Origin of the sequence: Sporosarcina sp. GW1-11, assembly GCF_033088395.1 — a bacterium.
GTDB lineage: Bacteria > Bacillota > Bacilli > Bacillales_A > Planococcaceae > Sporosarcina.
The window spans coordinates 46,812-73,789 of record NZ_JAPMIW010000013.1; the positions used below are offsets into that span (position 1 = coordinate 46,812).

28 protein-coding genes and 5 tRNA genes are annotated in these 26,978 nt (G+C 41.2%); 28 read left to right on the forward strand and 5 right to left on the reverse strand.

Going from position 1 to position 26,978, the window contains the following annotated elements; all coding sequences use genetic code 11:
* Window positions 1-101 precede the first annotated feature (101 nt).
* A complete protein-coding gene (locus ORD22_RS09755) occupies window positions 102-1,004 on the forward strand; it encodes a M15 family metallopeptidase (RefSeq protein WP_317645771.1) in 903 nt (300 codons plus the stop codon).
* Between the two features lie 52 nt (window positions 1,005-1,056).
* Here ORD22_RS09755 and cls read toward each other — a convergent pair whose 3' ends face one another.
* Both cls and ORD22_RS09765 read right to left on the reverse strand, forming a co-directional pair.
* Window positions 1,057-2,508: a cardiolipin synthase gene (cls, locus tag ORD22_RS09760; protein ID WP_317645772.1), complete on the reverse strand. Its 1,452-nt coding sequence runs from the start codon at window positions 2,506-2,508 to the stop codon at window positions 1,057-1,059.
* 130 nt (window positions 2,509-2,638) lie between these two features.
* On the reverse strand, window positions 2,639-3,814 hold the full coding sequence (locus ORD22_RS09765) for an MFS transporter (RefSeq protein WP_317645773.1): 1,176 nt from the start codon (window positions 3,812-3,814) through the stop codon (window positions 2,639-2,641).
* Between the two features lie 332 nt (window positions 3,815-4,146).
* Here ORD22_RS09765 and ORD22_RS09770 point away from each other — a divergent pair, with 332 nt between their 5' ends.
* Window positions 4,147-4,296 (forward strand): Lmo0850 family protein, encoded by a 150-nt coding sequence (locus ORD22_RS09770; RefSeq protein WP_411567642.1) that lies wholly within the window; start codon window positions 4,147-4,149, stop codon window positions 4,294-4,296.
* Between the two features lie 64 nt (window positions 4,297-4,360).
* Here ORD22_RS09770 and ORD22_RS09775 read toward each other — a convergent pair whose 3' ends face one another.
* Both ORD22_RS09775 and ORD22_RS09780 read right to left on the reverse strand, forming a co-directional pair.
* Window positions 4,361-4,705 carry a zinc ribbon domain-containing protein YjdM gene (locus ORD22_RS09775; protein ID WP_317645774.1) on the reverse strand — a complete coding sequence of 115 codons (345 nt, stop codon included), beginning with the start codon at window positions 4,703-4,705 and terminating at the stop codon, window positions 4,361-4,363.
* A gap of 73 nt (window positions 4,706-4,778) precedes the next feature.
* Window positions 4,779-5,963 (reverse strand): FtsW/RodA/SpoVE family cell cycle protein, encoded by a 1,185-nt coding sequence (locus ORD22_RS09780; protein WP_317645775.1) that lies wholly within the window; start codon window positions 5,961-5,963, stop codon window positions 4,779-4,781.
* 222 nt (window positions 5,964-6,185) lie between these two features.
* On the opposite strand from ORD22_RS09780, the gene ORD22_RS09785 reads away from it, so the two are divergent.
* The 6 genes from ORD22_RS09785 (at window position 6,186) to ORD22_RS09810 (ending at window position 13,380) form a co-directional block, all read left to right on the forward strand.
* Window positions 6,186-7,247 (forward strand): D-alanine--D-alanine ligase, encoded by a 1,062-nt coding sequence (locus tag ORD22_RS09785; protein WP_317645776.1) that lies wholly within the window; start codon window positions 6,186-6,188, stop codon window positions 7,245-7,247.
* A 14-nt stretch (window positions 7,248-7,261) separates the two neighbouring features.
* Window positions 7,262-8,629 carry a UDP-N-acetylmuramoyl-tripeptide--D-alanyl-D-alanine ligase gene (locus tag ORD22_RS09790; protein WP_317645777.1) on the forward strand — a complete coding sequence of 456 codons (1,368 nt, stop codon included), beginning with the start codon at window positions 7,262-7,264 and terminating at the stop codon, window positions 8,627-8,629.
* Entirely contained in the window at window positions 8,626-9,318 is a 693-nt protein-coding gene (locus tag ORD22_RS09795; protein WP_317645778.1) for an alpha/beta hydrolase, read from the forward strand. Before ORD22_RS09790 ends, ORD22_RS09795 begins: the two co-directional genes overlap by 4 nt.
* Before the next feature lie 428 nt (window positions 9,319-9,746).
* Window positions 9,747-11,258 carry a degradosome RNA helicase CshA gene (cshA, locus tag ORD22_RS09800; protein ID WP_317645779.1) on the forward strand — a complete coding sequence of 504 codons (1,512 nt, stop codon included), beginning with the start codon at window positions 9,747-9,749 and terminating at the stop codon, window positions 11,256-11,258.
* Window positions 11,259-11,396: 138 nt separating this feature from the next.
* The gene (locus tag ORD22_RS09805; RefSeq protein WP_317645780.1) at window positions 11,397-11,876 is read left to right on the forward strand and encodes a PH domain-containing protein; all 480 of its coding nucleotides are present in this window, start codon (window positions 11,397-11,399) and stop codon (window positions 11,874-11,876) included.
* A complete protein-coding gene (locus ORD22_RS09810) occupies window positions 11,821-13,380 on the forward strand; it encodes a PH domain-containing protein (RefSeq protein WP_317645781.1) in 1,560 nt (519 codons plus the stop codon). The genes ORD22_RS09805 and ORD22_RS09810 overlap by 56 nt, the downstream gene beginning before the upstream one ends.
* A 604-nt stretch (window positions 13,381-13,984) precedes the next feature.
* Here the strand turns inward: ORD22_RS09810 and ORD22_RS09815 are convergent.
* Window positions 13,985-14,593, reverse strand: a complete 609-nt coding sequence (locus ORD22_RS09815; RefSeq protein WP_317645782.1) for a rhomboid family intramembrane serine protease — start codon at window positions 14,591-14,593, stop codon at window positions 13,985-13,987.
* A gap of 68 nt (window positions 14,594-14,661) precedes the next feature.
* Between ORD22_RS09815 and acpS the strand changes: the two genes are divergently transcribed.
* The 20 genes from acpS to ORD22_RS09915 all read left to right on the forward strand — a co-directional run bounded on the left by acpS (window position 14,662) and on the right by ORD22_RS09915 (window position 26,815).
* Window positions 14,662-15,018 carry a holo-ACP synthase gene (acpS, locus tag ORD22_RS09820; protein WP_317645783.1) on the forward strand — a complete coding sequence of 119 codons (357 nt, stop codon included), beginning with the start codon at window positions 14,662-14,664 and terminating at the stop codon, window positions 15,016-15,018.
* Window positions 15,019-15,113: 95 nt separating this feature from the next.
* Complete coding sequence (locus ORD22_RS09825; RefSeq protein ID WP_317645784.1) at window positions 15,114-16,163, forward strand: LolA family protein; 1,050 nt, start codon at window positions 15,114-15,116, stop codon at window positions 16,161-16,163.
* An 87-nt stretch (window positions 16,164-16,250) separates the two neighbouring features.
* Entirely contained in the window at window positions 16,251-17,366 is a 1,116-nt protein-coding gene (alr, locus tag ORD22_RS09830; RefSeq protein WP_317645785.1) for an alanine racemase, read from the forward strand.
* A gap of 153 nt (window positions 17,367-17,519) precedes the next feature.
* Window positions 17,520-17,825, forward strand: coding sequence for a transcriptional regulator (locus ORD22_RS09835; RefSeq protein ID WP_317645786.1), 306 nt, complete (start codon window positions 17,520-17,522; stop codon window positions 17,823-17,825).
* Window positions 17,826-17,829: 4 nt separating this feature from the next.
* Window positions 17,830-18,180: a type II toxin-antitoxin system PemK/MazF family toxin gene (locus ORD22_RS09840; protein ID WP_317645787.1), complete on the forward strand. Its 351-nt coding sequence runs from the start codon at window positions 17,830-17,832 to the stop codon at window positions 18,178-18,180.
* A 186-nt stretch (window positions 18,181-18,366) separates the two neighbouring features.
* Window positions 18,367-19,191 (forward strand): STAS domain-containing protein, encoded by an 825-nt coding sequence (locus ORD22_RS09845; RefSeq protein WP_317645801.1) that lies wholly within the window; start codon window positions 18,367-18,369, stop codon window positions 19,189-19,191.
* Window positions 19,192-19,195: 4 nt separating this feature from the next.
* Window positions 19,196-19,558: an STAS domain-containing protein gene (locus tag ORD22_RS09850; RefSeq protein WP_317645788.1), complete on the forward strand. Its 363-nt coding sequence runs from the start codon at window positions 19,196-19,198 to the stop codon at window positions 19,556-19,558.
* Window positions 19,559-19,560: 2 nt separating this feature from the next.
* Complete coding sequence (locus ORD22_RS09855) at window positions 19,561-19,962, forward strand: anti-sigma regulatory factor (RefSeq protein ID WP_317645789.1); 402 nt, start codon at window positions 19,561-19,563, stop codon at window positions 19,960-19,962.
* A gap of 13 nt (window positions 19,963-19,975) precedes the next feature.
* The gene (locus tag ORD22_RS09860; RefSeq protein WP_317645790.1) at window positions 19,976-20,980 is read left to right on the forward strand and encodes a PP2C family protein-serine/threonine phosphatase; all 1,005 of its coding nucleotides are present in this window, start codon (window positions 19,976-19,978) and stop codon (window positions 20,978-20,980) included.
* A 93-nt stretch (window positions 20,981-21,073) separates the two neighbouring features.
* Window positions 21,074-21,415 carry an STAS domain-containing protein gene (locus ORD22_RS09865; protein WP_317645791.1) on the forward strand — a complete coding sequence of 114 codons (342 nt, stop codon included), beginning with the start codon at window positions 21,074-21,076 and terminating at the stop codon, window positions 21,413-21,415.
* Window positions 21,402-21,875 carry an anti-sigma B factor RsbW gene (gene rsbW / locus ORD22_RS09870; protein ID WP_317645792.1) on the forward strand — a complete coding sequence of 158 codons (474 nt, stop codon included), beginning with the start codon at window positions 21,402-21,404 and terminating at the stop codon, window positions 21,873-21,875. The genes ORD22_RS09865 and rsbW overlap by 14 nt, the downstream gene beginning before the upstream one ends.
* Entirely contained in the window at window positions 21,850-22,638 is a 789-nt protein-coding gene (sigB, locus tag ORD22_RS09875; RefSeq protein WP_317645793.1) for an RNA polymerase sigma factor SigB, read from the forward strand. The genes rsbW and sigB overlap by 26 nt, the downstream gene beginning before the upstream one ends.
* Window positions 22,635-23,231: a PP2C family serine/threonine-protein phosphatase gene (locus tag ORD22_RS09880; protein ID WP_317645794.1), complete on the forward strand. Its 597-nt coding sequence runs from the start codon at window positions 22,635-22,637 to the stop codon at window positions 23,229-23,231. Before sigB ends, ORD22_RS09880 begins: the two co-directional genes overlap by 4 nt.
* A 111-nt stretch (window positions 23,232-23,342) precedes the next feature.
* A complete protein-coding gene (locus ORD22_RS09885) occupies window positions 23,343-25,484 on the forward strand; it encodes a Tex family protein (protein ID WP_317645802.1) in 2,142 nt (713 codons plus the stop codon).
* A gap of 15 nt (window positions 25,485-25,499) precedes the next feature.
* The gene (locus ORD22_RS09890) at window positions 25,500-25,952 is read left to right on the forward strand and encodes a SprT family protein (protein WP_317645795.1); all 453 of its coding nucleotides are present in this window, start codon (window positions 25,500-25,502) and stop codon (window positions 25,950-25,952) included.
* A gap of 253 nt (window positions 25,953-26,205) precedes the next feature.
* A tRNA-Glu gene (locus ORD22_RS09895) sits at window positions 26,206-26,277 on the forward strand.
* A gap of 53 nt (window positions 26,278-26,330) precedes the next feature.
* Window positions 26,331-26,402 (forward strand) — tRNA-Gln (locus ORD22_RS09900).
* An 82-nt stretch (window positions 26,403-26,484) separates the two neighbouring features.
* Window positions 26,485-26,560 (forward strand) — tRNA-Lys (locus ORD22_RS09905).
* 68 nt (window positions 26,561-26,628) lie between these two features.
* A tRNA-Leu gene (locus ORD22_RS09910) sits at window positions 26,629-26,714 on the forward strand.
* Between the two features lie 27 nt (window positions 26,715-26,741).
* Window positions 26,742-26,815, forward strand: a tRNA-Gly gene (locus ORD22_RS09915).
* Window positions 26,816-26,978: the final 163 nt, after the last annotated feature.

Here is a 26,978-nt window from a genome sequence, read left to right on the forward strand (position 1 = left end):
ATTGATTTCAACAAATAGTATCATAGACAGACGAGAAAGAAAAATAATGATACACTATAGTACAAGATAGGCGATTTAGAAAGAGGGCAGGGTAACACAATATGAGAAAAAAAGGTGAGAAATCCAAACAAGGGCGCAATAGAACATATATAGTAGCAGGGTTTACATTCGTCTTACTCGTAGGAGCAATTATGTGGGTTGGTTCAACTAATCGAAATATAAATCAATCGATAGAGGGTCTAGATCAAGGTGATGAATTTCAAGAAGTTAAACGGAGTCCAAACGAAGATGAATCAACAGATCATGCGGAAGAAAATCCACAAGGAACAAATGGGCCTGACGAGGAGCCGCTTAGAGATAAAGAAAAAGTACCTTTTATAGGCGAAGATTCGAATGAAGTAGATACTTCTGAATCATCAAAGTCAGTTCAAGAGAAGCCGACCAATCCCGCAGGTTATCTAGAGGGACAGGAATTGCCGAAAGAACCGAAATACATCGATGGGATTTTATTAGCTAATAAGCAATATCCACTTCCAAAAAATTTTGCTCCTGGAGAAAGTCAAGAAGCTAGAGAAGCATTCAATGAACTAGCGGCCGCAGCTGTGACGTCGGGAATTAATTTGCAGGCATTTAGTACCTATCGTTCCTACGACTATCAAGTGACTTTATATAATCGATATGTGGAAAGAGATGGTCAAGAGGCTGCAGACCGTTACAGCGCACGTCCAGGCTATTCTGAACATCAGACAGGTCTAGCATTTGATATTGGTGAAGTCAATCATGAGAAGTATTGGGCATCTACATCGTTCGGTAGTACAGAAGCTGCGAAATGGCTGGCGGCTCACGCGTATGAATATGGTTTTATCCTTCGTTATCCAAAAGGTAAGGAAGAAGTGACGGGATATATGCATGAATCTTGGCATTATCGATACGTCGGGAAAGCAACAGCGGAGAAAATTTTCAAGCAAAATATTACGTTAGAAGAGTACCTAGGGATTCGTTAATGAAAAATGAAACTAGCCGGCAAGGATGAACTATCCATTGCCGGCTAGTTTTTTATAAGATTGGTGAGAGTAATCGTGAAATCGATTCTTTAACTTTGATCATTCGTGCACGTTCAAGATAATTTTCATACGTTAACTCCGTACAGTATTGAATGTCTTGTTCAAAAATTTCCGCTAGTTCATGCGATATCTCTCTATCATAAATAAATGCATTTACTTCAAAATTTAAACGGAAGCTGCGAACGTCGATATTCGCTGTACCAACAGTGGATACTTGATCATCTACAACAATTTGTTTCGCATGAATGAAGCCGTTGTCATATATATATACTTTGGCGCCTGCCTTAAGTAACAGACCAACATTCGAATATGTTGCCCAGTAAACAAACATATGATCAGGTTTATTCGGAATCATGATTCGAACATCAACGCCAGATAAGCAAGCGATACGTAATGCATCAAGAACACTAGTATCTGGAATGAAATAAGGGGTTTGTATATAAATATAATCCTTGGCAAGGAAAATCATTTTTAAGTAGCCGTCTTTGATGTCTTCCCATTCAGAGTCCGGTCCACTAGAAACAATTTGAATACCGACCGTCCCTTTACGAGGAATTGCAGGGAAGAAATGCTCGATATATTGAATATTTGTTTTAGCAGATGCTTGGTTCCAATCTAGAATAAAGCGCGTCTGTAATGGATGTACAGCGCTACCTTCCATACGCAAATGGGTATCACGCCAGTAGCCAAATTTTTTGCTGAGACCTAAATATTCATCCCCTACATTAAATCCGCCAATGTAGCCGATACGGCCATCAATGATGACCAGTTTACGGTGATTCCGGTAATTCAACCGCGGGTTAATCAATGGTAAAGTTGCCGGGAAAAATGCAGCCACTTCACCGCCGTTTGCTGTCAATTCGCGGAAATGCTTCACATGCAATCCACGTGAACCGATGTCATCAAACAATACCCGCACCTTCACGCCGGCTTTGGCTTTGCGTACTAGTATATCGACGATTTGTTGGCCAATCCCATCTAAACGGAAAATATAATACTGGATATGAATATGGTCTTTTGCATATTCTAAATCATGTAGTAAAGAACCAAACTTTTTTTTACCATCCGTAAAGATTTGCAAATCATTGTCTTGCGTAAGAACGGAGTGGTTATTGCGTAAATGTAGGTATATCATATCGTGATATTTTTCTGTGTCAGGCTTTAAAAATTCAAATGATTCATCCTCAATCGCTTCAAGTTGATAAGCAATCAGTTTCTCGATCCCAATCTTATTTCGACCTTCCCAACGGAATAATTGCTTTTCACGTAATTGGCGACCTAGAAGTAAGTAAATTATAAAACCGCCTATCGGTACAAAGAATAAAACGAGGAGCCAAGCCCATGTACTCGCTGGATCCCTACGCTCTAAAAAGATTAAAACAATAGCCAAAAAGATATTAATAATTAAAGTGCTTGTGATAATTAAACTAATCACTTGCGTCATATAGTTCCTCCTGCAGCTAATATACTATTCCTTTAGTATAGCGGAGATGCAAATCAAAAGCGAAATGCACCGTGAAGTAATGACTGACAATTGAGAACTTACTCAGTTAATTGACTATACTATGCGAAATTCACGAAACCGGTTCCTGTATATTTTTTAAAGAACGTGTGGACTTTTTGAAGACAAACACTAGACCTATGGATAGTATGGCCAATATAGCTGAAATGAAATACATATTGCCTGCTTGCATCGTGAAAATCCAAGTAAATAGTAACGGTCCAATAATGCGCCCCATATTATCCATGGAGTAGGATAAGCCTGCAGCAGTTCCGTACATCCCGCCAGCTTCTTTAGTGGTAAGTGATACAAGGACAGTCCGTACAAGCGCGTTCCCGGCAGTGAAGACACTCATTGCGAAGCCTGCCCATAGTAAATTCATAGAAAATGGAATGAGTACTAAACCGATTGCTGTAACAATTTGCGCTACGATAATCCATGAAGTCTCTGTCCCGTTTTTCACACGACGAACGACACCGCCTTGAATTGCGGCATCGACTAATCCACTTGCCATGAATAAATAACCGAGTTGCAAAGGCGTAATATGAATTTTGTCAATCTGGAATAGCTGGAATGTAGCTTCTACTCCTGCAAGTAAAAACGTAATAATAAACGAAGTGATAAATAAATAACGAATTCTATACTGCCACATCGTAGATGCACCTTTTGGAAGAAGTGCTCGTTTATTCGCTGAATTACGTCTATCGGGCTCTTTAAGAATAATAAATGCATAGACAGTCAAGAATAGCGTTAGTGTACCCGAAGCGATAAATGGAATTTGCAATTGAATATCGCCAAGGATTCCACCGATTGCAGGACCAAAAATAAATCCAAGTCCAATCGACATGCCAAGAAGTCCCATATACTTATTACGATTTTCTTCTGTAGTTAAATCAGCAACAAATCCAGTAACTGCAGTGTATAGTGCCCCTGAGAATATGCCGCCTACAATACGGGAGACGTATAGCATCAATAGATGATGCGTGAAGATAGCGAATAAGAAAAAGCTCAAACTGAAACCAATTAATCCAATCATAATCAGCTTTTTTCTGCCTGTTCGATCAGACAAAGCGCCCCATAAAGGAGCTGTAAAGAAAGAGGATAGTGCATAAATAGTCAGCAATCCGCCAACATGCACTTCTGAATAGCCTTCAGCTAAAATAACTTCAGGTAAAATTGGGATGATGATGCCGAATCCAAGATAAACGAAAAATTGCACAGACATCAATAATATTATGGTTTTCTTCATACGTAACCTGCTTTCTTCATAAATAGATTCTTCCATATCGTACGATGAATGGAAGAACCATTCAAGTTTCGAGAAGCCGAGAAAGACACCTTATAGTACTTGTTTATTTCTCCGCTACCGCAACTAGCCATACCAGTAATATCCCCAAATTAGGGTACATGGAAAATATTATTGTAGCGTTTCGAGTTAAAATACTTGCAAAAAAGATTCAATTGTAACACAAATGAAAGATTTAAAATGCTTTCAGAGTGGTATGATAGGAATAACAATATTTTTTTTAAGAGAACTTCACAAGCAACTTAACGTCTATATAACTAACTAGGAAGGTTGAGGTGGAAGAAGTGGCTAAAGAGATGGACATAAAAAAGATTATTTCCAATTTGGCAAAGCTTGGTGTTTCCGCAACACTCACAAAATCTAGAAGTGACATGTTACAAGCGCTGACACCTGCCGTGCAAGCAACGCCTGTACAAACAAATTGATAGCGTATCTTAAGAAAAAGATCACCCCCGATGAATCGAAGGTGATCTTTTTGTTTTTGGATAATTAAATTTTCTTTACGAACTCGGATTTTAACTGCATTGCACCGAATCCATCAATTTTACAGTCGATGTTATGATCACCATCAACTAAACGAATACTTTTAACTTTCGTTCCCATCTTTAGTGCATTTGAACTTCCTTTAACTTTCAAATCCTTGATGACAGTTACAGAATCTCCATCCTGCAAGACATTTCCGTTCGCATCTCTTACTTCCTGAATGCTTTCCGGTGTAGATTCTTCCATTGATTCGAGTGTCCATTCGTGTGCACATTCTGGACAAACGAGAAGGTTTCCATCTTCATATGTATATTCAGATTGGCATTTTGGACAATTTGGTAAAGTAGACATAAAAAAACCCCCTTTCCTATATAGTTTACACAACTTGTATAAGTTGGGAAAGGGGGCTCTTGTTTATTTACAATTAGTTATCGTTGTCCGATGCGAACATATACGTTCGTTGATGGAATTTCATACTGAAAATCAAACCGATTGCTAGCATATTACTAAACAAGGAACTACCGCCATAACTAATAAATGGTAGCGGGATTCCTGTGATTGGCAACAACTGGATGTTCATACCGATATTTTCAAATACGTGGAATGTAATCATCGCAATAACACCTACGCAAACATAGACGCTGAATGAATCGTGTAAAGAAAGTGCAACTTTCGTTAAATGGTAGATTAGGATGAAGTATAGTGTAATCACTAAACATGCCCCGATAAAGCCATACTCTTCACCAATGACGCTAAAGATAAAGTCGGTGTGATTTTCTGGAATATAGACATTTCGTCCGAGAAACCCTTTTCCTGTTAACTCGCCAGATCCAATAGCGGTCATTGCGTTAATCAAGTTATATCCTTCATCTGTTGGGTAAGAGTACGGATCAAGCCACGAATACACACGTTTAAACTGATAAGGTGAAAAACCAATCTTATCCAGCACATCTTGTGCATAAAGTGCCATCCAAAGCAAACCACCTGCAGAAGCTGCGCCAACTGCGAATAGTGGAGCAAGAATCTTCCACGATATGCCTGATACGATGACTACCGCTGCTGTTATCGAAATAAAGACGAGCGATGTACCTAAGTCTGGCTGCTTCATAATAAAAAACAAAGGAAAAATTAGCATTAAGGCAATTTTACCGAGCAATAAAAAGTCTGTTTTATACGTTCGGTGCAACATTCGTTCATTATGCGAACTTACCATTCGTGCAAGGCCGATGATGAAGAACGTTTTGATGAATTCGGCGGGTTGAATCGTACCGATAACCGGTAGATGCAACCAACGTTTCGCGCTGTAACGCATTTCTGCAATCTGACCTGGTCCCCCGGGCGCTAACATAAGGAATAGTAATAAGAAAATACCGAAACCGTAAAAGTACCAAGCCATTTTTTTGTATTGATCCGGTTCGAAATACATCACCATCGCGACGATGAGGGAACCTAACACATACCACCGGACTTGTTTAATAACGAAGTTTTGCGTATATTGCTCAGACGTTTGTGCTGAACCGATGACGAAAAAACTAATGATCGCGAATAATAAAATGATAAAGGCAAGTGTCCAATCGAATCGTTCACCTAGCCTATTTGATTGTTTCAATTATAAACTCACCTTTTCTAGAGTAATCTATCTCCAAGCTACTATAATCTCCTATTATATCGTAAAACTTTTTAAGAAGTACACCCATTAGTTGACGCGTCGTGAAATGTTTAGTTTCTTGAATTTAGTAAAAAGAATACCTATCATTTGTTTTTCATTCATGAATGGGCTTGATTCATGGTAAACTGTAGGAATGAAAACAACGGAATGTGAGGAGATAATATGAAAAAACGATTAGGCTTAGTATATGGTGGGAAATCCGCAGAGCATGAAGTGTCCCTTTCTACAGCGCGAGCAGTTACTCAGGCGCTAGATTTAACAAAATATGAGGTATTGCCAATCTATATCACAATGCAAGGGGAGTGGGTTAAAGGCTCTCCGCTAACAGGGCCGGCAACCGATATCGAAACGCTACGTCTAGCATCAGAAAATCCGAAACAAGATCATATCGGCGGCTTCTTGCAAGGAGATATGCCAGAAGTGATTTTGCCGCTTCTTCACGGGACGAACGGAGAAGATGGCACGGTACAAGGTTTGTTTGAAGTATTGAACATTCCTTATGCAGGAAACGGTGTACTTGCTTCATCTGCAGGTATGGACAAAGTCATCATGAAACAATTATTCGCACAAGCTGGTTTAGCGCAAGTAGAATATGTGCATTTTATTCGCAGTGCATGGCGTCAAGATGCACAAAAGCTTCTAGATCAAGCAGAACAGAAGCTAGCTTATCCGATGTTCGTTAAGCCGGCGAATCTTGGTTCGAGTGTAGGGATTAGCAAGGCGCAAGATCGTGAATCGCTTCAACAAGCTATTGAGTTGGCATTGAAATTCGACCGTAAAATCATTATTGAACAAGGAATCACTGCGCGTGAAATCGAAATGGCGGTTCTCGGAAACGATCATCCTGAAGTGTCAGTGACAGGAGAAATTCAGCCAGTAGCTGATTTTTATGATTATGAAGCGAAATATCAAGATCAAAGCACAGAGTTATCTATTCCGGCAGAAATATCAGACAACACAGCGCAACATATGAAAGATATGGCTATCCGCGCATTCAAAGTGCTGGATTGTGCCGGACTTGTGCGTACTGACTTTTTCGTTACGCAAGACGATGAAGTACTGATTAACGAAGTAAACACACTGCCTGGATTTACACCGACGAGTATGTTCCCGTTACTATGGCAGAAGACTGGACTAACGTATCCCGAACTCATAGATCGCCTGATCGAACTAGCTATTGAACGCCACGCGGAAAAACAGCAATTGCAATATACAATGGACTGAGTGGAGGATATAAAGTGAAACGAAACTTATCAACGATTCAGCAATGGTTACAAGTGGAAGGCCAACTAATCGAACAGCAACTAGTTACGGGTGTTTGCATAGATTCTCGCCGCGTGCAAAAAGGTGATCTTTTCATCCCTTTTCGTGGTGAACAAGTCAATGGCCATCGATTTGTTAAAAGGGCATTTGAACAAGGGGCTGTAGCTGCTCTTTGGCTAAAAGATGAACCGAATCCACCGGCTAACGTACCGCTTTTATTTGTCGATGATGTAGAGCAAGCCTTGCAACAGATGGCTCGCAGTTATCGTAACGAATTGAACTGTACGATCGTTGGCGTAACAGGTTCTAATGGTAAAACATCTACTAAAGATTTATTGGCAGGCGTGTTGTCACCTTATTTTAAAGTGAAGAAGACAGAAGGTAATTTCAACAATGAATTAGGATTGCCATTGACACTATTACGTGTGGAAGACGATACGCAAGTGGCGATTCTTGAGATGGGTATGAGTGGTTTTGGCGAAATTTCCTTCTTATCAACACTGGCGGCACCTCATTTTGCGGTCATTACGAATATTGGGGAAGCGCATATGCAAGATCTAGGTTCTAGGGAAGGGATTGCCAAAGCGAAGTTTGAAATCATTGACGGCTTAGCGAAAGATGGTTTACTTCTTTATGATGGCGATGAACCATTATTGCGTGATCTTGTCTCTAATCAGTCCTCTCTACGTACAGTATCATTTGGTTATGAGCAGGCGGATTTAATGACAGATCAAATTCAATCAACTAGTAAAGGAAGTACGTTCACTGTATACGGCAAGGTAGAAGGAACATTTACGATTCCTGTTTACGGTGCTCACCAAGTGAAAAATGCGTTGGCTGCGGTCATTATTGCACGTGAACTAGGATTGACGGAAGCGCAAATCAAATCTTCATTGGAACAGACGAAGTTGACTGATATGCGTATGCAACCGGTTGCGGGTGAGAATGGTTCTTTACTCATTAATGATGCGTATAATGCAGCGCCAACTTCTATGAGAGCGGCTTTTCGTTTCATGAGAGAGACAACGGTGCGCGAGGATAAATGGCTAGTTCTAGGCGATATGCTAGAACTAGGACCAGAAGAGCAGAACTATCACGAAGGACTGGCAGATGATTTGAAGAAGCTAGATCTACAAGGCATTGTACTGTTCGGCAGTCGAATGAAATGGTTAGCAGATCAACTGACTGATTATCCAGCGGAAGTTATGTGGACAGCAAGTGACGCGGAATTAGTAGTAGACGCATTGCGTCCGAGACTAACGAAGGATACAGTCGTGTTATTTAAAGGCTCCCGTGGCATGAAACTTGAGCGAATCATGGGACCACTAGAGGACGTATTGTGACGACAGGGGTATTATTCGTTCATGGCTTCACAGGCGGACCTTTTGAAGTAGCGCCATTTAGGCACTTTTTGAAAAGTCATACGGATTGGAAAATAACAGTTCCAGTTTTACCAGGGCATGAACTTGGTAAAGGTGTACAAAAAGGTTCTATGGAATCGTGGATGATGGCGGCGGAACTGGAATTGCAACGTCTGTTGAAAGAAGTTGATCAAGTCATCGTCATCGGTTTCTCGATGGGTGGCTTGATCGCCATGTACTTGGCATTGCGTTATCCGATAAAGAAACTGGTGCTTTTAAGTGCAGCTGCGAAGTATATTAGTCCTCGGATCTTAGTTGAAGATGCAAGGATCATGATGAAAACATCGAAACGTAAAAATTATCCTGCAGATTCGTTTTATCATCTATATAACTATAAACTAACGCATACACCGATTCGTGCAGCTATAGAATTTTTACGTGTCGTGCGATTAGTGAGACCGTATCATCATGAAGTCAAAACTCCGGTCTGTATTGTGCAAGGAAAGGCAGATGGAATTGTACCTGCCGTCACTGCAGACAAGTTATACGAAGAACTCGGATCCGCACGGAAACAACTGATTTATTCTGAACGCGGTAAGCATCATATTTGCTATAGCGATGATCGAAATATGTGGTTTGAAAAAGTATTGCATTTCCTGAAGGAAGACTGATTAATGCAACTTAAGCGGATTCGTTGCAGTATGTGGTGAACCGTGTTAGAATAATGAAAGGAATTGGATACATTTACAACAGCACTCTTCCATTTTAGTGAAGAGTACTTTTTTTTGAATAAAACGGTGGATATGTAAGCAAACTAGCAATGATTTGCAGATATCGCCGCACGGCAAGGACCGAGCTTTCCTTGTATGTCACAGGTTTTACATTGTGCTGCATAAAAAATCTGGACGCAATTACGCTAAGTGTAATTGATATAACCCCTCTGCATCCGCAGGAATCCATCCAAAAGATTTCCTCCACAAACCAGAGATGTAATATCGGAAATGCTCCCAACTTTCAAAGTACATGGCTCGAATTTGCCGCGCTTTCATTTGCGAATGTAACCAATTGTCAAATGAAGAAATAAAGGAGAATGAATATTTTGACTAAGTTTTCAGAACTAAATATTAGTGAAACAACACAAAAAGCTTTGCTACGCATGGGGTTTGAAGAGGCAACACCAATCCAAGAAGGTACAATTACATTTGGAATGGAAGGTCGCGACGTAATCGGGCAAGCGCAGACAGGTACTGGTAAGACAGCTGCGTTCGGCATTCCGATCATCGAAAAATTGGATCCTAAGAGTCAAGCAGTTCAAGCATTGGTCATCGCGCCAACTCGTGAATTGGCAATTCAAGTATCAGAAGAAATATATAAAGTAGGTTTCGGCAGCCGTGCGAAAGTTCTTTCCGTTTATGGCGGACAAGAAATCGGACGTCAAATCCGTGCACTACGCAACAATCCAAACATCGTTGTTGGTACACCAGGCCGTATTTTGGACCACATTAACCGTAAAACATTGAAACTCGACAACGTTCAGACGCTTGTATTAGACGAAGCAGATGAAATGTTGAACATGGGCTTCATTGAAGATATTAATACAATTCTTGCAGCTGTGCCGGCTGAGCGTCAAACATTGCTATTCTCAGCAACTATGCCTGCTCCAATCCGTAAAATTGCAGAAACTTTCATGAAAAATCCTGAAATAGTAAAGATTAAGTCTAAAGAAATGACTGTTGAAAACATTGAGCAGTTCTTCGTAAAATCACACGAACGTGAAAAGTTTGATGTGTTATCAAGACTATTGAACGTTCAACAACCTGAATTGGCTATCGTTTTCGGACGTACAAAGCGTCGCGTAGATGAGCTAGCACATGCACTAAGCATCCGCGGCTATATCGCTGAAGGAATTCATGGTGATTTGACGCAAGCGAAGCGTATGTCTGTATTACGCCAGTTTAAAGACAATAAAATTGATGTATTAGTAGCGACAGATGTAGCTGCTCGTGGGCTCGATATTTCAGGCGTAACGCATGTTTACAACTTCGATATTCCACAAGACCCAGAAAGCTATGTTCACCGAATCGGACGTACGGGCCGTGCAGGTAAAAGTGGAGTTGCTGTTACATTTGTTACACCACGTGAAATGGGTTACCTTCGTATCGTTGAAGAAACGACTAAGAAGCGTATGACTCCTTTACGTCCACCGACATCTGATGAAGCATTGCTTGAACAGAAGAAAATTGCGGTGGAGACGTTAGCGGAAGCTATCGAGCAGAATAACTCAGAGGATTATGCTGGATTCGCAGCACAATTACTTGAGAAATTCGATCCAAAAGATATCGTTGCAGCGGCTCTTCGTTCATTAACGAAAGATGTTGAAGAAACACCAGTCAGCATCACAGAGGAGCGTCCATTACCTTCACGTAAGCCATCATCACGTGATCGTGGCGGTTACAAAGGTGGAAGTCGTAGCGGTGGCGGACGTTCTCAAGGCGGACGCAGCAGAAGCTTTAGCGGCAGTAGCGCTGGCGGTTCAAGACGCAGTGGCGGACGCGAAGGCGGTAGAAGAGACGGCGCTTCACGTCGTAGCAGCGCCCGTTCAGAAAAATAATAATACAATACTCCAGATCCGAGCTTGCTTTTAGCAGCTCGGATCTTTTTTTTAGTGGTATGATAGGAGCCAGCGGAGTGAAACGTTTTGTGGGCTAAAACGTATACATAGTGAGATTGGTGAAAAGGGGTGGATGGGTTGAGACAACAACTAGCAAATCAAATCTCCAGGAAAGGATTATCGGTCTGGAGAGTTTATGGAAGTATACTAAGTTTGATTGTACTAGCCGTTGGGATCGGTTTAGGTTTCCTTGCGTATTATTTCGAATGGCCGATCTGGATCTCAATAGTAGTTGGAGTATTTGTCGTTTTGCATGCATTTTTCTCTATTTATTTATTTCCGAAAGTTCGTTGGGAACGTTGGCGTTATGAAGTGCGTGAAGCGGAAATTGAACTACAGCACGGCTTGTTTATCGTCAATCGGACGTTGATCCCGATGGTACGTGTACAGCACGTCGATATGGCGGAAGGACCGATTTTGCGTAAGTACGGTCTGGCATCGATTACAATTTCAACCGCAGCAACGAATCATTCTATTCCGGCTTTAGTGACGGAGGAAGCGGATGAATTGCGTAATCGCATTTCAATGTTCGCAAGGGTGGCGAAAGACGATGTCTGAACAGCGTTATAAATTACATTGGATCACAGCGGTAGTGGAAACGGTTAAAGCATTAAAAGATTTAATAGGACCGTTCATTGTTGTGGTTGTTGTGAATGGATTCAAAAGTGAAAGTTCGGGTCCATGGTACTTCCAGTATTGGTCCGCCATTCTTTTTAGTATTCTACTCATTTCTATATTAGTGTCTGGTATTATCAAATGGCGCCGTTTTGATTATTGGTTTGAAGACCAAGAACTACGTATAGAATCTGGATTATTCGTGCGGAAAAAGCGTTATATTCCATTTGATCGAATACAAAGCCTAGATTATACAGAAGGAATCTTCCATCGACCTCTTCAACTGGTTAAAGTAAAAGTGGAGACAGCAGGCTCTTCGTCGGGTAAAGACGCGGAAGCTGAGTTAACTGCAATCACTAAAGAAGCTGCTGGACGGATTGAAGAAGAGATTCAGCGTGCAAAGAAAATGAAAATGAAAATCATTGGACCAGTGCTACAGCAAAATGAAGAATTAGTATTAGTGAAGAAACTTGAAGAATTGGTTGAACACCCAGCCTCTGCACCAGTGAAATTCACTATGAAAACAAAAGATTTACTAGTATTGGCAACTACGTCCAGTGGAATTGGCGTTATTTTATCGGGTGCGTTTGTTTTTCTATCGCAAATAGAAGAGCTTATTCCGTTTGACTGGTTATTTGGCGAGTTGGAGTCATTTGTTAAATTTGGTGTCTTCGTCATTGGAATTATGATTGTGTTAGGCTTATTACTTGTCTGGTTACTATCAGTCGTCATGACGTTCGTGGCGAATTATGATTTCAAAGTAGCGCTTGATAAAAATGATTTAGTGATCACGCGTGGATTACTTGAGAAAAAGCGTGTCACGATTCCATTAAATCGTGTACAAAACATTACAATTGCGGAAAATCCGTTCCGTCAGTTGTTTGGCTATGCGACCGTTATACTTAATAGTGCAGGAGGTACGGGTGAAAGTTCGCGCATCAAACTATTCCCTCTAGCAAAACGTGATCGCGTTATCGAACCATTGCAAGAACTATTCCCGAACGTGGATTTCAGTGAACCGAGCGAAAAGATCGGCAAACGCGGAAAGTATTTCTACTATCGATTGAAACTGTTTATAACGTTTCTCATCGTAGTGGCGGTATCTTACTATCTATTCCCGTATGGATTGTTTGCCTCACTACTGTTGCCGGTCGTGTTTACGCACGGAATTTGGCAATATAAAACAGCCGCTTATGCAATCATGCCAAAACAACTGACGATGCGCTATAGAGGCATTAGCCGACACACTGTCTTTACAGTGAAGGATCGTATTCAGTCTATGGAGATAGATCAAAACTATTTCCATCGAAGAAAAAAAGTTGCCACCCTTACTATAAACGTGAAATCTGGAATGTCTTTAGACGCCCCAGCCATCCGCCACATGTCAGAAGAAAAAGCGGAACAGTTCTTGGAATGGTATGAATACCATCCCGAAAGTAAAGAATAAAAAAGCCAGACAAGTTTACTTGTCTGGCTTGGTTTGTAGAAATAGGAAGGTTAGTATAAGTGAAATTACTTTATGAGTAGTTCGGGATTGGAACTACAGAAGGGGACGCTTTCCAGAGGGCGTGGCTTGAGCCAAGCGAACAGCGAAGGGTTCGCTTTGCCTTAATTTCTGCGGTCTTTGCAGAAATTAAGGCAGCTGTGCTCCTAACGCTTCGCTTTTACTCGCAAAAGCCGTACTTCGCAACGGCTTTCGTTCAGTCCAGGGTCTCAAGGCGCACGCTGATCCGCCCCTTCTTTCGCTCCAATCCTATAGGTAGAATACAAGTAGTTTGAGTCTTCATTTTAGTATTCAAGTGACTTAGTGTTTGTTCTTCATCTTTTAGATTCAAATGAAAAGATTATGTCAAAAGCTGAATGATCCACTTACTTACTTTAGAAAAAACACTAGTGAAGCGAAGTGTAAGGCGGCGACTCGGGGAGGATCAGCCCGACAGGTGAGACAACCAAGGGAGCTAGCGACCGGTTGGCTCACCGCGGGCCCTCCCGAACGCGTCCGCCTGGAACGCAGCGAAACGGTATACTATCCGATTCTTCTTTAACGTCGGCTACCGTTTCTTCCGCCAACTAACGATATTCTTAGGGTTAAAATAGCTAAGCCCGATTAAGAAACCGGTAATAATTCCTGCGATGTGCGCAGTGACGTTAATGTTCGACCCTAAAAACGTCATGACAACACTAATCACAATAATCGGCAGAATTACTTGCTTCAATTGTGGGAAAACGTGCTTCGTGTAATAGACAAGTGCACCAAATGCGCCGAATACACCGAAAATCGCACCGCTCGCTCCTAAATGTCTATAATCAGGCGCCTGCAGGAAATACGTAGCGATATCGCCGAAAAGACCAGCTAGCATATAAATCGTAATAAACCGCGCTTTCCCTGCGATCTTTTCTAGTTCGGGTCCGAAAACGAATAAGGAGAACATATTGAACAGTAAATGCATAAACCCGCCATGTAAAAACATCGGCGTGATCAAGCGCCAATACTCACCATTCGCGATTAGGAAATTATCGCCGATCCCGTATAAAAAAATCTGGTCGCCGATGCCAGGAATCCACATCAGTATATATATCCCAATATTCAAAGCCAACAAAAATGTCACGACGGGATAAGCGCGAACATATTGTGAAAAGTTTTCCGTTCGTATAAACATAGTTTCACCTCAATCTTCTGTACTGATTATACCTATTTTTCACGTCAATTGGAAAGGAGACGTTCGTTTTGATACAAGGAATTGGCTTAGATATCGTTGAACTAGATCGCGTCGCTCGTTTGGATGGACGCAATGCAAAGTTTCGCAAACGGATTTTATCTTCAAGAGAACTGAAAATCTATGAAAGTTTAAGTGGTCATCGAAAAACAGAGTACTTAGCTGGCCGTTTTGCCACAAAAGAAGCATTTTCAAAGGCACGTGGGACAGGAATCGGCACGGATTGTAGCTTTCTTGATATTGAAGTCATCTCGGAATCAAGTGGTCGACCGGTGCTATATTTTCACGGGAGTCCTGTAAGTGGCTTTCTCAGTATCACGCACACGCAAACAGTCGCAGCTGCGCAAGTTATTTTAATGGAATCTTAAACGCAATCTATCACAATTTCACACAAGCTCGCATATTCAATACATCCCTCTCATAAGATAAGCTACCCGAATTGATTGGAGAAAGGATGAATTGAATGCGAAAACAGATTTGGTTATTAGTTGTCGTAGCGGTCATGCTAGTACTAGGAGGATGTGGTAAACCTTCTAAAGAAGATGTCATGAAGAAGCTCAGTGCGAAATGGAATGAAACGAAGGGCTATGAACTAAATGCCTCAATGGAAATTAAAACAGGTGCAGAGCCACGGGTGTACGACGTAGAAGTCTGGCACACAAAACCAGAATTCTACAAAGTGAATGTAACGCAATCGGGGAACGAAGAGTCACAAATGATCGTCCGCAATGAAGAAGGCGTTTTCGTTATAACACCATCCATAGGCAAGACCTACAAGTTCCAAAGTGATTGGCCGGCGCAAAATAGCCAAGGATATTTAATAGGAACATTAGCGGAAGACATGAAGGCTGACAAAGCAGCAACAATGGAAGAGAAAGAAAAGGAATACGTTTTTGAAACGGCTACTCGCAATAATCATAAGACTTTATTGCCAACGCAAAAGATTCATATTGATAAGAAAACGTTATTACCAAGTAAAGTGACGATTCATGACGAGACAGGTGCGGAGAAAATTGCAATTAAATTTGCAAAGATTTCGTTAGGTGTCGAGCATAAAGTAGCTGATTACGCAGTAAAAGAAATGGAAAAACCGAAAGCTGAAAGTGATCAAGCTGAGTCGGATGATCAAGCAAAAGAAGATGACTCCGCGAATGAAGAATCAACAGGAGAAGAAACAGATTACCAAACGTATTATCCAGCAGTTAATTGGGAAGGTACTACCTTGTCAGATGAACAAGTTATGAAGACAGAAAATGGGCAGCGCATCTTGATGACATTTAGTGGTGAGAAAGAATATGTTGTGATCCAAGAGCCGGCAGCACAGCCGGTGAACCAATTACCTGTATCTATAGAAGGTGATCCAGTGGATTTAGGATTTGCGGTGGCTGCTTTGACAGAGCAATCGATTCAATGGGAAGTAGATGGAGTGGCATTCTTCGTAGCATCTGATACATTAAGCAAAGAGGAGTTACTCACTGTCGCCAATTCAATGACTATAACGGAAGCGAAATGATTAACGATTTAATCAATTGACTAACCTCAGCTTTCAGATGGATAATAAATTGTAGTAGAATGGCTATCCTAAACGAGGTGAAGTAAGGTGTTCAACGAGACAGAGTATCGACCCACAAGAGCAATAATTGATACAGAAGCGATCAAGCATAATGCGGAACGTGTAATTTCTTACCTTCCGCAAAGAACAAAATTGATCGCGGTCGTGAAATCAGATGGTTATGGACATGGAGCAGTACGTTCTGCACTGGCTGCTTTACAAGCTGGGGCAGGGATGCTTGCTGTGGCTACACCTGATGAAGCGATGACTATTAGAAAACAGATTCAAAATGTTGATATTCTTGTGTTGGGAACCTCACCTAGTTCATTTGTAAAAGTGGCGGCAGAGCAAGGCATAGTGTTGACGGTTACGAGTGATGCCTGGGTACAACAAGTGAATAAACAGCCGCCAAATGTTAAAAGATGTAGGGTTCATGTAAAAATCGACAGTGGAATGGGTAGAATAGGGGTACGGACTGAAACAGAGCTCGCAAAACTAGTGGAGTATATCAATCAGTCCAACCATTTATCAATTGATGGAGCATTTACTCACTTCTCGCGTGCAGATGAAAAGGACGCAGAGCCGACGAGAAGACAATTTCAGCATTTTATGCAACTTGTGAGCTGTTTCCCTGAAAAACCACGTATTATCCATGCGTCAAATAGTGCAGGGACACTAGTATTTCCGGAGTGTGCGTTAGATGCTGTTCGGTACGGTATTAGTCTATATGGTATTGCGCCATCTAAAGTGGTAGAGGAAAAATTGCCTTTTCCACTTCGGAGAGCGATGACGATTGAAACGGAACTTACGTATGTCAAGAAATTGCCGGCTGGTCAGCCTTTGGGTTACGGTGGGAGGTACGAATCGACCGAAGCGGAATGGGTCGGCACGTTGCCAATAGGGTATGCAGATGGTTTGAAACGAGGACTTACAGGGCAAGAAGTCTTAATTGGTGGCAAACGCGTGCCTATCATCGGAACGATTTGCATGGATCAATGTATGATCAAGTTACCATATGAATTTCCGGAAGGTGAAAAGGTAGTGTTGATTGGTAAACAAGGGGATGAAGAGATAACGGTAGAGGAATGGGCAAATCGGCTAGACACCATCCCATATGAAATAGCGGTAACATTTTCAACTAGAATACCAAGAGTTTACAGTTAAAAGTTGCTTAACTATTTCTTGAAATAGTCGTCGTAACTAGTATGCAATTCGACAAACTAGCGAATAAACTTGTGTATCTTGTCAAAGAAGTTCAATCTTTGTCTATTCTTACTAGAATATAAATGGTAAGATAGAATAGATCGAGAAAAAGGGATGGGTTTGTCGGAGGTGCTAAAGTTGCGTACAGATAAAAATAAAAAAAGAATAACAAGTATAGCCCCAACAAAATTGCTTCAGCAAAATGAAGATGCGACCTTTCAACGGGAGCAGTTGCAACATGATTTCGTTTATATGACAACAGAGAGACATATGGAAAATGGTGAAGCTTCTTTATTGCGGGAAGCCATGATCAGAGGTTATGTTGAAATGTCACAGATTAACCTCAACATAGCGGCAGAGTGTTTATATGCGGAATTTGAAGCTCAGCATACCGTGGAACGTTGCGTCAGCGGAGGTTGAAAAGTTGGCAATTAAACGTGGAGACGTCTTTTTTGCAGATTTGTCACCTGTAGTCGGTTCTGAACAGGGAGGGACACGGCCGGTACTAATCATACAAAATGATATTGGTAATCGATTTAGTCCTACAGTAATCGTGGCAGCTATTACTGCGCAAATACAAAAAGCAAAATTGCCGACACATGTCGAGATTACTGCGGAACGGCATGGATTCGAGCGGGATTCAGTCATCCTGCTCGAGCAAGTCCGCACAATCGACAAGTCTAGGCTAACGGACAAAATTACACACTTAAACGATACATTAATGAAACAAGTCGATGAAGCTTTACAAGTCAGCTTCGGACTCATTAAATTTTAGCATACATATTCTAACTACAGTTTTTCGCAAGCAAGCGCCAGCGTGGCTGTTCACTATAAAACACTATAGCCAAAAGGCTATAGTGTTTTTTGTAGTATTTTTAAGGAAACGTCGCGAAAAACATGTAGTTTATGTAAATTTTCGTTACAATAGGGATAACATAAGAATTAGGGAGGACGAAACTTGATGAACGAAGTAATGAGAAATAATATATTTGACAATATAGAAACTATTACTACGCGATGGGTAGAGAAGATGAAGACCAACTCAGACGAACGTTTTCTAGACTTAATGCCGGCTCCAGTAGTGGCGACGATGAGTAGAGAATTCACTGAATTGATGACATCAAATTTATCCGATAAAGAGCAAGTAGATAAAGAACGGTTGGACGAGTTTACAAAGAAAATTATACATTTTGGTTGGTCTATAAAATTCATCAACCGGGCAATTGATACATTCTCTTCTATTGTATATGAATTATTTTTTGAGAATGAGATTTTAACGGACAAGAATCTCCGCAAAGGAGTCAATACCATCGCAAGCTGGATTAATCCATTGCGTGAAAGTATTATTGAGGAATATGCTGTGAAGTGGGAGCGAACAGACAGCCTACAAAAAATAGCGTTACAAGAACTTTCTGCATCGCTTATTCCTGTATTCGAAAAGATTTCCGTCATGCCTTTAGTAGGTACGATTGATACAGAACGTGCCAAGCTGATTATGGAGAATTTACTAGAAGGCGTTGTGAAGCAACGTGCAGAAGTAGTATTGCTTGATATCACAGGTGTTCCAGTCGTAGATACGATGGTTGCACATCATATTATACAAGCGGCAGACGCAGTCCGTCTTGTAGGCGCGAAATGTATGTTAGTGGGTATTCGTCCGGAGATTGCGCAGACGATTGTAACACTAGGCATTAACCTAACAGACTTTTCAACGACGAGTACATTGAGACGCGGCATGCAAGAGGCATTGCAAATGACAGGACGTACAATTGTGGAGGAGGAATAATAAGATGAAGATGCGAATCCCTATTCTGAAGTTGAAAGAAACATTGATTGTATCGATTCAAGTGGAGTTGGATGACCAGACGGCTTTACAATTCCAAGAGGACTTATTGGATCAGCTGCATAAGACATCTGCGCGTGGCGTTGTTATTGACTTGACTCCTATCGACTTCATTGATTCCTTTATCGCTAAAGTGCTTGGTGATGTCATACATATGACAAGTTTAATGGGTGCGAAAGTGGTTATTACGGGTATTCAACCATCTGTAGCCATCACGTTAATCGAACTTGGCATCCGCTTAGAAAATGTTACAACTGCATTGGATCTGGAGAATGGGCTTGAGAAATTGACTAGAGAATTGGAGGCCTGACGATGGGACACAGGTCTTCTATAGATATAAATACGGAATGGGATATTGTTGCTGCAAGACAATTAGGTCGTAATGAGGCGAAAAATACGGGCTTTGGAACAGTAGACCAAGCAAGAATTACAACAGCTATCAGCGAATTGGCGCGAAATATCTATCTTTACGCCGGAAGAGGGCGAATTGAAATTGAACCGATTACAGTAGGACAGCGTGTAGGTTTAGTCATTATTGCTTCAGACGAAGGGCCAGGTATAGCAGATTTGCAGAAAGTCATGACAGATGGCTATACAACTTCAGGCGGATTAGGTGCTGGTATGCCTGGAGTTAAGCGATTAATGGATGAGTTTCGCGTAGACACAGAAGTTGGGGTTGGAACGACGATTACCGCGACGAAATGGTTGCACTAGGAGATGAGCGATATTGCCAAAAGAGGCGGGTAAACGGTATAAGCAAATGCTGGAGAATTATCTGTGCTCTAAAGGAGAGGAAGATCTCTATTTAGGTCAGCAGTTCAGCCGTAGTTTTATAGAGAAGAATATTGCGCCAGAAGATGTAATCAGTATTCACAAAAACTCTGTCGAAGAGTTGATTGAAGATCTACCGGCGGATGTTAGTGTTTCGTTTGATTTCTTGATTGAAATGATGATTCATTATGGACTTGCGCTAAAAGAGCATCAGAGTCTAATTCGCAAACAAGAGTCCATCCAAATGGAGATGGACATCGCGGTGAGAGTGCAAAATACTCTACTTCAGACGACTACACCAGAAGTGACGGGCCTGGACGTTGGCTGGATCTCTAAACCAGCTAAACAAATGAACGGGGACTATGTGTACTTTTTGAATGAAACACCAAATGAGTTATGCTTGGCGGTTGCGGATATTATCGGTAAAGGGATGTCTGCGGCTATGCATATGTCCATGGTGAAATTTGGTATGGATAGTTTGCGTTATGAAAAAAGAAATCCTTCAGAAGTTCTGAGTTTCATTAATAAAATGATTGAAAAAAGTATTTCTGATTCTATGTTCATCTCTATGTTTTATGGGAAATACGATACGGAGACATCTACGTTCCGACACTCTTCAGCTGGACATGAACCTGCACTTTTTTATCGTGCAGCAGAAAAGAAGTTTTCGCTATTAGAAAGCAAAGGCCTCTTACTTGGCGTACAGGAAGAAGCGAAGTATGAAGAACGCATCGTAAGGTTGGAAGAAGGGGACTTCATAGTTGTTATGACGGATGGTGTTACCGAAACGAGAACGGAAAAAGGCTTTATTGAGCTGGATATCCTCGAAGAGTTATTGCTCGATGTAAAGTGTGAAAGAGCACAGACGATGGTTGACTCTATATTTAACGAACTTTCTAAAATGCAGGATTATGTGTTACATGATGATTTCACTTTAGTTATTTTAAAGAAAACAAATTAAAGGTTTAGTTTGTTTAGGAATGGGTATAAAACAAAGGGTGTGCAATAAACTGCACGTACAGTAAAAAACAAAGAAATTGATCGGGGTGGCGACATGAATTTACAAGTACAGCAAATAGATAAAGATTTAGTTCATAATTTTAAGGTTATCGGTGAAATCGATATATATACAGCACCAAAGCTAAAGGAACATTTAGCTAGTTTAGAGCATGCGGAAGGAATGGAAGTGGAGCTGGATTTGTCTGAAGTGAATTATATGGACAGTACAGGTCTGGGTGTTTTTGTCGGCTTTTATAAAGAAGTGACGGCTCATAATGGTAGTTTAGTAATAACAGGTTTGAATCAGCGTCTGTACAGACTGTTTGAAATCACTGGTTTAAACGAAATTATGAAGATAGAACAGGCAGAGGGTGGCGAAGATGATGCAAGCGTTTGATTATGTTGAAGTGAAAGTTCCTGCTAAGCCACAATATGTAGGTGTTGCACGTCTTGCGATATCGGGTCTTGCCAGTCGTGTCGGCTTTACATATGACGAAATTGAGGATTTGAAAATCGCTGCAAGTGAAGCGGTGACGAACGCGGTGCAACATGCTTACAGTGATGGGAAAGTAGGCGAAGTCATTTTAGGTTGTGCTATTTATGAAGATCGTCTGGAGATTGTCGTTACAGACCACGGACAAAGCTTTGATTTTGAAGAGACGAAAAAGAAAGTCGGTCCCTATCAAGATTGGAATGATGAATCTCCCCTTCGAGAAGGTGGTTTAGGTCTTTATCTGATGGAAACACTGATGGATGAAGTAAAAGTTGATCATGGGGAGGGCGTCATTGTTTTCATGACCAAATATTTGGGCAGAGAGCGGGGAGAAGGGCATGTCAAACCAACAGTCTTCTCGTGACAATGAAACAAAACAACAAGTAATTGAATGGATACATGAATATCAACAGAATAATGATGATGAAGCACAGACACAATTAGTCCTTCATTACGAACGACTAGTTCACTCGATTGCACGCAAATATTCTCGTGGTCAATCGCATCATGAAGATATAGTGCAGGCGGGGATGCTTGGTTTATTAGGTGCGATTCGCCGCTTTGATCCAGAACAAGGTCGGAGTTTCGAAGCGTTTGCTGTGCCGACAATCATTGGTGAGATTAAACGTTTTCTGCGCGATAAGACGTGGGCTGTTCATGTGCCGCGCCGCATTAAAGAATTAGGACCGAAGATTAAAGCGGCTGTCGAGGTTTTGACGACAGAGTTTCAGCGTTCACCTATGGTGTATGAAATTGCTGAATATCTGGGAACAGACGAAGAACTTGTGCTCGAAGCGATGGAGATGGGCCGAAGTTATCAGGCGCTATCGATTGATCATACGCTAGATGCTGATTCTGAAGGCGGTACGATTACATTACTTGATATTATAGGCGAAGTGGATGACGGGTTTGAAAAAACAGATCAGCGGATGCTTGTGCTGAATGCACTTAATGTCTTAAGTGAACGGGAACGACAAATCATTCAGTATACATACATTGATCAGATGAGTCAGAAAGAAGCTGGGGAATTATTGGGTATATCACAAATGCATGTATCTAGGTTACAGAGAAAGGCGATTAAGAAACTGCAGGAAGTAATTCTTACGAGCGGTGGTGCAAAACAGTGAAAACTTTTGAGAATGAATATGTGGAAGCTTGTATATATCAACAGTCAAAAAGAGGAAATAAAGATTCGGGGGATGCTTACTACATTCATTCAGAAGAAGATTATTTCATATGTGCAATTGCAGATGGCTTGGGTAGTGGGACACTTGCGATGGAATCTGCTGAAGTGATCCCGGAAGTTCTGAAAGAATATCATCATGAATCACCTGACGATTTGTTACTGCGTTGCAATAAGAAAATGTTTCATAAACGTGGCGCCGCGGTGGGTATTGTAAAAGTTTATTATGCACAACAAACTTTGGAGTATAGTTGTGTGGGAAATATCCGTCTATATATTCTACAATCAAATGGTCAGATGATTTATCCTTTGCCGGTCATGGGTTATTTATCTGGGCGTCCACAATCGCTGCGCACGCAACGCTATCCATATCACAAGAATGATCGTTTTTTCCTTCATTCGGATGGTGTGAACTTACGCAGTCCGAAAAAGTACTTACAAGAAAACACAACGCCATATCAGTTGTACAAAAAGGTTGAAAGTACGATTGGAGATCATGATGACGCGACATTCATCGCGGCAAGCCTGCTTCATTAAGTTGAGGCAGTTTTTTTATGTCTATAAATAGAAGATGTAGGCAGGAAAGCGTTATCGGGATATGCTATTATGTGGAAAGAAGAAAGGGTGGTTAAATTGTCGAGAGATCTTATGGAAGCAACTGCGAGTCGAGCGGGTATTGGCAAACGTCAAACTGCAAGCGTTATCACACTTTTAGAAGAAGGCAACACGGTACCTTTCATTGCCCGTTATCGTAAAGAGGCAACGGGGTCATTAGATGAAGTACAGATTAAAGATATTGAAGATGCGTATCATTATGTAAAAGCACTAGAACAACGGAAAGAAGAAGTACTCCGTCTAATAGAAGAACAAGGAAAACTAGATGATTCATTAAAAGCTGAAATTGAACGCGCTACAGTATTGCAAAGAATTGAGGATTTGTACCGTCCGTATAAGCAGAAACGCCGGACGAAGGCAATGATTGCTATTGAAAACGGTCTGGAACCGCTAGCGGATCAGTTGATGCAGCAAACATCTGCGTCTATTGAAACGGTAGCGCAAGCGTATATTAATCCAGAAAAAGAAGTCCATACAATTGAGGATGCTATAGAGGGTGCAAAATTCATTATTGCTGAACGGGTATCTGAAGATGCGTCTATGCGTGAGAAAATTCGTAAGATCACATGGTCAACTGGTAAATTGACTGCAACTCTGAAAAAAGATGCAGAAGATGAACGTAAAGTATTCGAAAACTACTATGAATATGAAGAACCGCTAAATAAAATCGTTCCCCACCGAGTACTAGCAATTAATCGTGGAGAAAAAGAAGACGTCCTGCGTGTAGGTGTAAGTTTTCCGACAGCTCGTATTGTCGGTGATTTAGAAAGAACCTATTTAAAGCATACTGCGACTCCAGCGGCTTTCTATATAAAAGAAGCATTAGAAGACTCGTTTAAACGATTAATCTCTCCTTCTATTGAAAGGGAAGTGCGAACAGCGCTGACTGAAAAAGCGGAAACGCAGGCGATTCATGTATTTTCCGAAAATCTAAGAAGTCTTTTATTGCAACCACCGTTAAAAGGTAGAACCGTTCTTGGTGTCGATCCTGCCTTTCGTACGGGATGCAAGCTGGCGGTAGTAGATGAAACAGGTAAACTACATGATATCTCTGTGATTTATCCGCATCCTCCCAAGCCGCAAAAAGAAGCTTCGAAAAAAGTGATATTAGATTTATTGAAGAAGTATCCGATATCAATCATCGCAATCGGTAACGGAACGGCTTCGCGGGAAACGGAAAAATTCATCGTTGACTTGATTAAAGAGGCGACAGAACCGGTTTCCTACGTTATCGTTAATGAAGCAGGTGCGAGTGTTTATTCAGCATCGCCGCAAGCTAGAGAAGAGTTTCCAGATTTACAAGTTGAACAACGAAGTGCAGTATCTATCGCGCGTCGCTTGCAAGATCCACTGTCCGAACTAGTCAAAATTGATCCGGAATCTATAGGTGTCGGGCAATACCAACACGATGTTGCGAAGAAGAATTTGACAGAATCTTTATCGTTCGTCGTCGAAACAGCAGTGAACCGAGTGGGAGTCAACGTCAATACAGCGTCATCTTCTCTTTTGCAATATGTTTCGGGTCTATCTAAAACAGTCGCAGAGAATATAGTTAAAGCGAGAGAAGAAGCGGGTATGTTCACGAAGCGGACGGATTTGAAGAAAGTTCCTAGACTTGGTGCGAAGACATACGAGCAAGCTATAGGCTTCTTGCGCATACCCGAATCTAAAGAGCGTTTTGATTCAACGGGAATTCACCCAGAAAGTTATAAGACTGCGGAATTGATCTTAAAAGAAGTAGGATTACAGAAATCTCAACTAGGAACACCAGAAGCTACAGCTGCACTTGAAAAGGTAGATACTGCACAACTTGCATCTCAACTAGATGTAGGGGAAATTACACTTCAAGACATTATCCAAACATTGCAACGACCAAATAGAGACCCGCGTGACGATTATCCTCAGCCGTTATTGAAAGCTGATGTGCTGGATATCAAAGATGTGCATGAAGGAATGGAACTGCAAGGAACTGTCCGAAACGTTGTCGATTTTGGTGCTTTCGTTGATATAGGTGTTTCTGAGGATGGATTGGTCCATATTTCAAAACTAAAAAAAGGATTCGTCAAGCACCCGTTAGATGTTGTGGCATCGGGTGACATCGTAACCGTATGGATTGATTCGGTCGATCATCAAAAAGGCCGTATAGCATTAACGATGCTACCTCCAACTAAGTAAAGGAGGGGATTGAGTATGTCGGACGAGGAATTACAACGATTGGTCGAGTGTATTTCACGAGATGTTTTTCATAAACCATTTAGACATCATGCGATCTTTAATAAAAGATTGCGCACAACAGGCGGTCGTTATAAGTTATCCAATCACTTCATTGAGATCAATCCTCTTGTCATACAACTCTATGATGAAGATGAATTAATCGGAATCATTAAACATGAGTTATGCCATTACCATCTTCATATAGAAGGAAGAGGGTATAAACATGGGGATGACGATTTTAAAAAATTATTGAAAAGTACGAATTCACCACGTCATTGCAAGCCACTTGCAGAACGCCAAGCCAAAAGTTCTGTCATTCATATCTATCGTTGTATAAGTTGTGGTCTAGAATATCAAAGACGAAGAAAAATGGATTGCCGAAAGTATCGCTGCGGTAAATGTGCAGGTGAAATTACTAAGGTGAATTAAAGGGACAACCAAGTCGTAATGATTTGGTTGTCTTTTTTTATGGTAAGCAATTAGTTCAGCTATCAACTAATTAAAATGAAAAATATATACGAGGAAAACGTTGTTAAATCAAGGTTATAGAGGTGTTTGAAAAGTAATTTTAAAAACTTTCATAAAAACAGTTGACGAAATGAATAGGTCTGTCTATAATAGTAAAAGTCGAGTGAGACAAGCGAAATAAATTACTTGTGTGTTCAACAGACAGTATAATCAAGGCCCCTTGGTCAAGCGGTTAAGACACCGCCCTTTCACGGCGGTATCACGGGTTCGAATCCCGTAGGGGTCACTTTTAGTAATTACAAACGAATGCCTAGAGATTTGGTTGCAAGTCATTATTAGTGGGGTATAGCCAAGCGGTAAGGCAACGGACTTTGACTCCGTCATTCGTTGGTTCGAATCCAGCTACCCCAGTCATTTTATTACGGTCGTTCCTAGTGATCGTTATGAAAGAGGAAAAGGTATTTGGTACAAATCGTTTCATTACTATAGAGACGAGCCGTTAGCTCAGTTGGTAGAGCATCTGACTTTTAATCAGAGGGTCACAGGTTCGAATCCTGTACGGCTCACCATTTTTTTAAAAAAGAGTTGTTGACATTATATATTAGTCATGTATAATAAAGTTTGTCGCTAAAACAGAGCGGTAGTGGCGGAATGGCAGACGCGCTAGGTTGAGGGCCTAGTGGGGGTAACCCCGTGGAGGTTCAAATCCTCTTTACCGCACCAAACATTCTAACCATTACAAATTTATATGCGGGTGTAGTTTAGTGGTAAAACCTCAGCCTTCCAAGCTGATGATGAGGGTTCGATTCCCTTCACCCGCTCCATATTACTTAATAAACTGAACCTTGAAAACTGAACAGCAAAACGTTAACGAAATAAACGTTTGTGCATCGACTCTGTCGGTGACATAAACAAAATGAGTATCTTAATTGATGCCAGCAAATGAAACTCGAGCTAATCGAATTTTCATTCTACTGACTGGCGAGA

Excerpts from the sequence above, each read along its gene's own strand:
- ORD22_RS09815 (WP_317645782.1), bottom strand. The coding sequence starts at position 14,593 with ATGTTTATACGAACGGAAAACTTTTCACAATATGTTCGCGCTTATCCC.
- sigB (WP_317645793.1), top strand. The coding sequence starts at position 21,850 with ATGTCAAACCAACAGTCTTCTCGTGACAATGAAACAAAACAACAAGTA.
- ORD22_RS09890 (WP_317645795.1), top strand. The coding sequence starts at position 25,500 with ATGTCGGACGAGGAATTACAACGATTGGTCGAGTGTATTTCACGAGAT.
- ORD22_RS09835 (WP_317645786.1), top strand. The coding sequence starts at position 17,520 with ATGGGTTTGTCGGAGGTGCTAAAGTTGCGTACAGATAAAAATAAAAAA.
- rsbW (WP_317645792.1), top strand. The coding sequence starts at position 21,402 with ATGCAAGCGTTTGATTATGTTGAAGTGAAAGTTCCTGCTAAGCCACAA.
- ORD22_RS09885 (WP_317645802.1), top strand. The coding sequence starts at position 23,343 with ATGGAAGCAACTGCGAGTCGAGCGGGTATTGGCAAACGTCAAACTGCA.
- ORD22_RS09855 (WP_317645789.1), top strand. The coding sequence starts at position 19,561 with ATGGGACACAGGTCTTCTATAGATATAAATACGGAATGGGATATTGTT.
- ORD22_RS09865 (WP_317645791.1), top strand. The coding sequence starts at position 21,074 with ATGAATTTACAAGTACAGCAAATAGATAAAGATTTAGTTCATAATTTT.
- ORD22_RS09785 (WP_317645776.1), top strand. The coding sequence starts at position 6,186 with ATGAAAAAACGATTAGGCTTAGTATATGGTGGGAAATCCGCAGAGCAT.
- ORD22_RS09765 (WP_317645773.1), bottom strand. The coding sequence starts at position 3,814 with ATGAAGAAAACCATAATATTATTGATGTCTGTGCAATTTTTCGTTTAT.
- ORD22_RS09825 (WP_317645784.1), top strand. The coding sequence starts at position 15,114 with ATGCGAAAACAGATTTGGTTATTAGTTGTCGTAGCGGTCATGCTAGTA.
- ORD22_RS09845 (WP_317645801.1), top strand. The coding sequence starts at position 18,367 with ATGAACGAAGTAATGAGAAATAATATATTTGACAATATAGAAACTATT.
- ORD22_RS09775 (WP_317645774.1), bottom strand. The coding sequence starts at position 4,705 with ATGTCTACTTTACCAAATTGTCCAAAATGCCAATCTGAATATACATAT.
- ORD22_RS09755 (WP_317645771.1), top strand. The coding sequence starts at position 102 with ATGAGAAAAAAAGGTGAGAAATCCAAACAAGGGCGCAATAGAACATAT.
- ORD22_RS09810 (WP_317645781.1), top strand. The coding sequence starts at position 11,821 with ATGAATTGCGTAATCGCATTTCAATGTTCGCAAGGGTGGCGAAAGACG.
- ORD22_RS09850 (WP_317645788.1), top strand. The coding sequence starts at position 19,196 with ATGAAGATGCGAATCCCTATTCTGAAGTTGAAAGAAACATTGATTGTA.
- cls (WP_317645772.1), bottom strand. The coding sequence starts at position 2,508 with ATGACGCAAGTGATTAGTTTAATTATCACAAGCACTTTAATTATTAAT.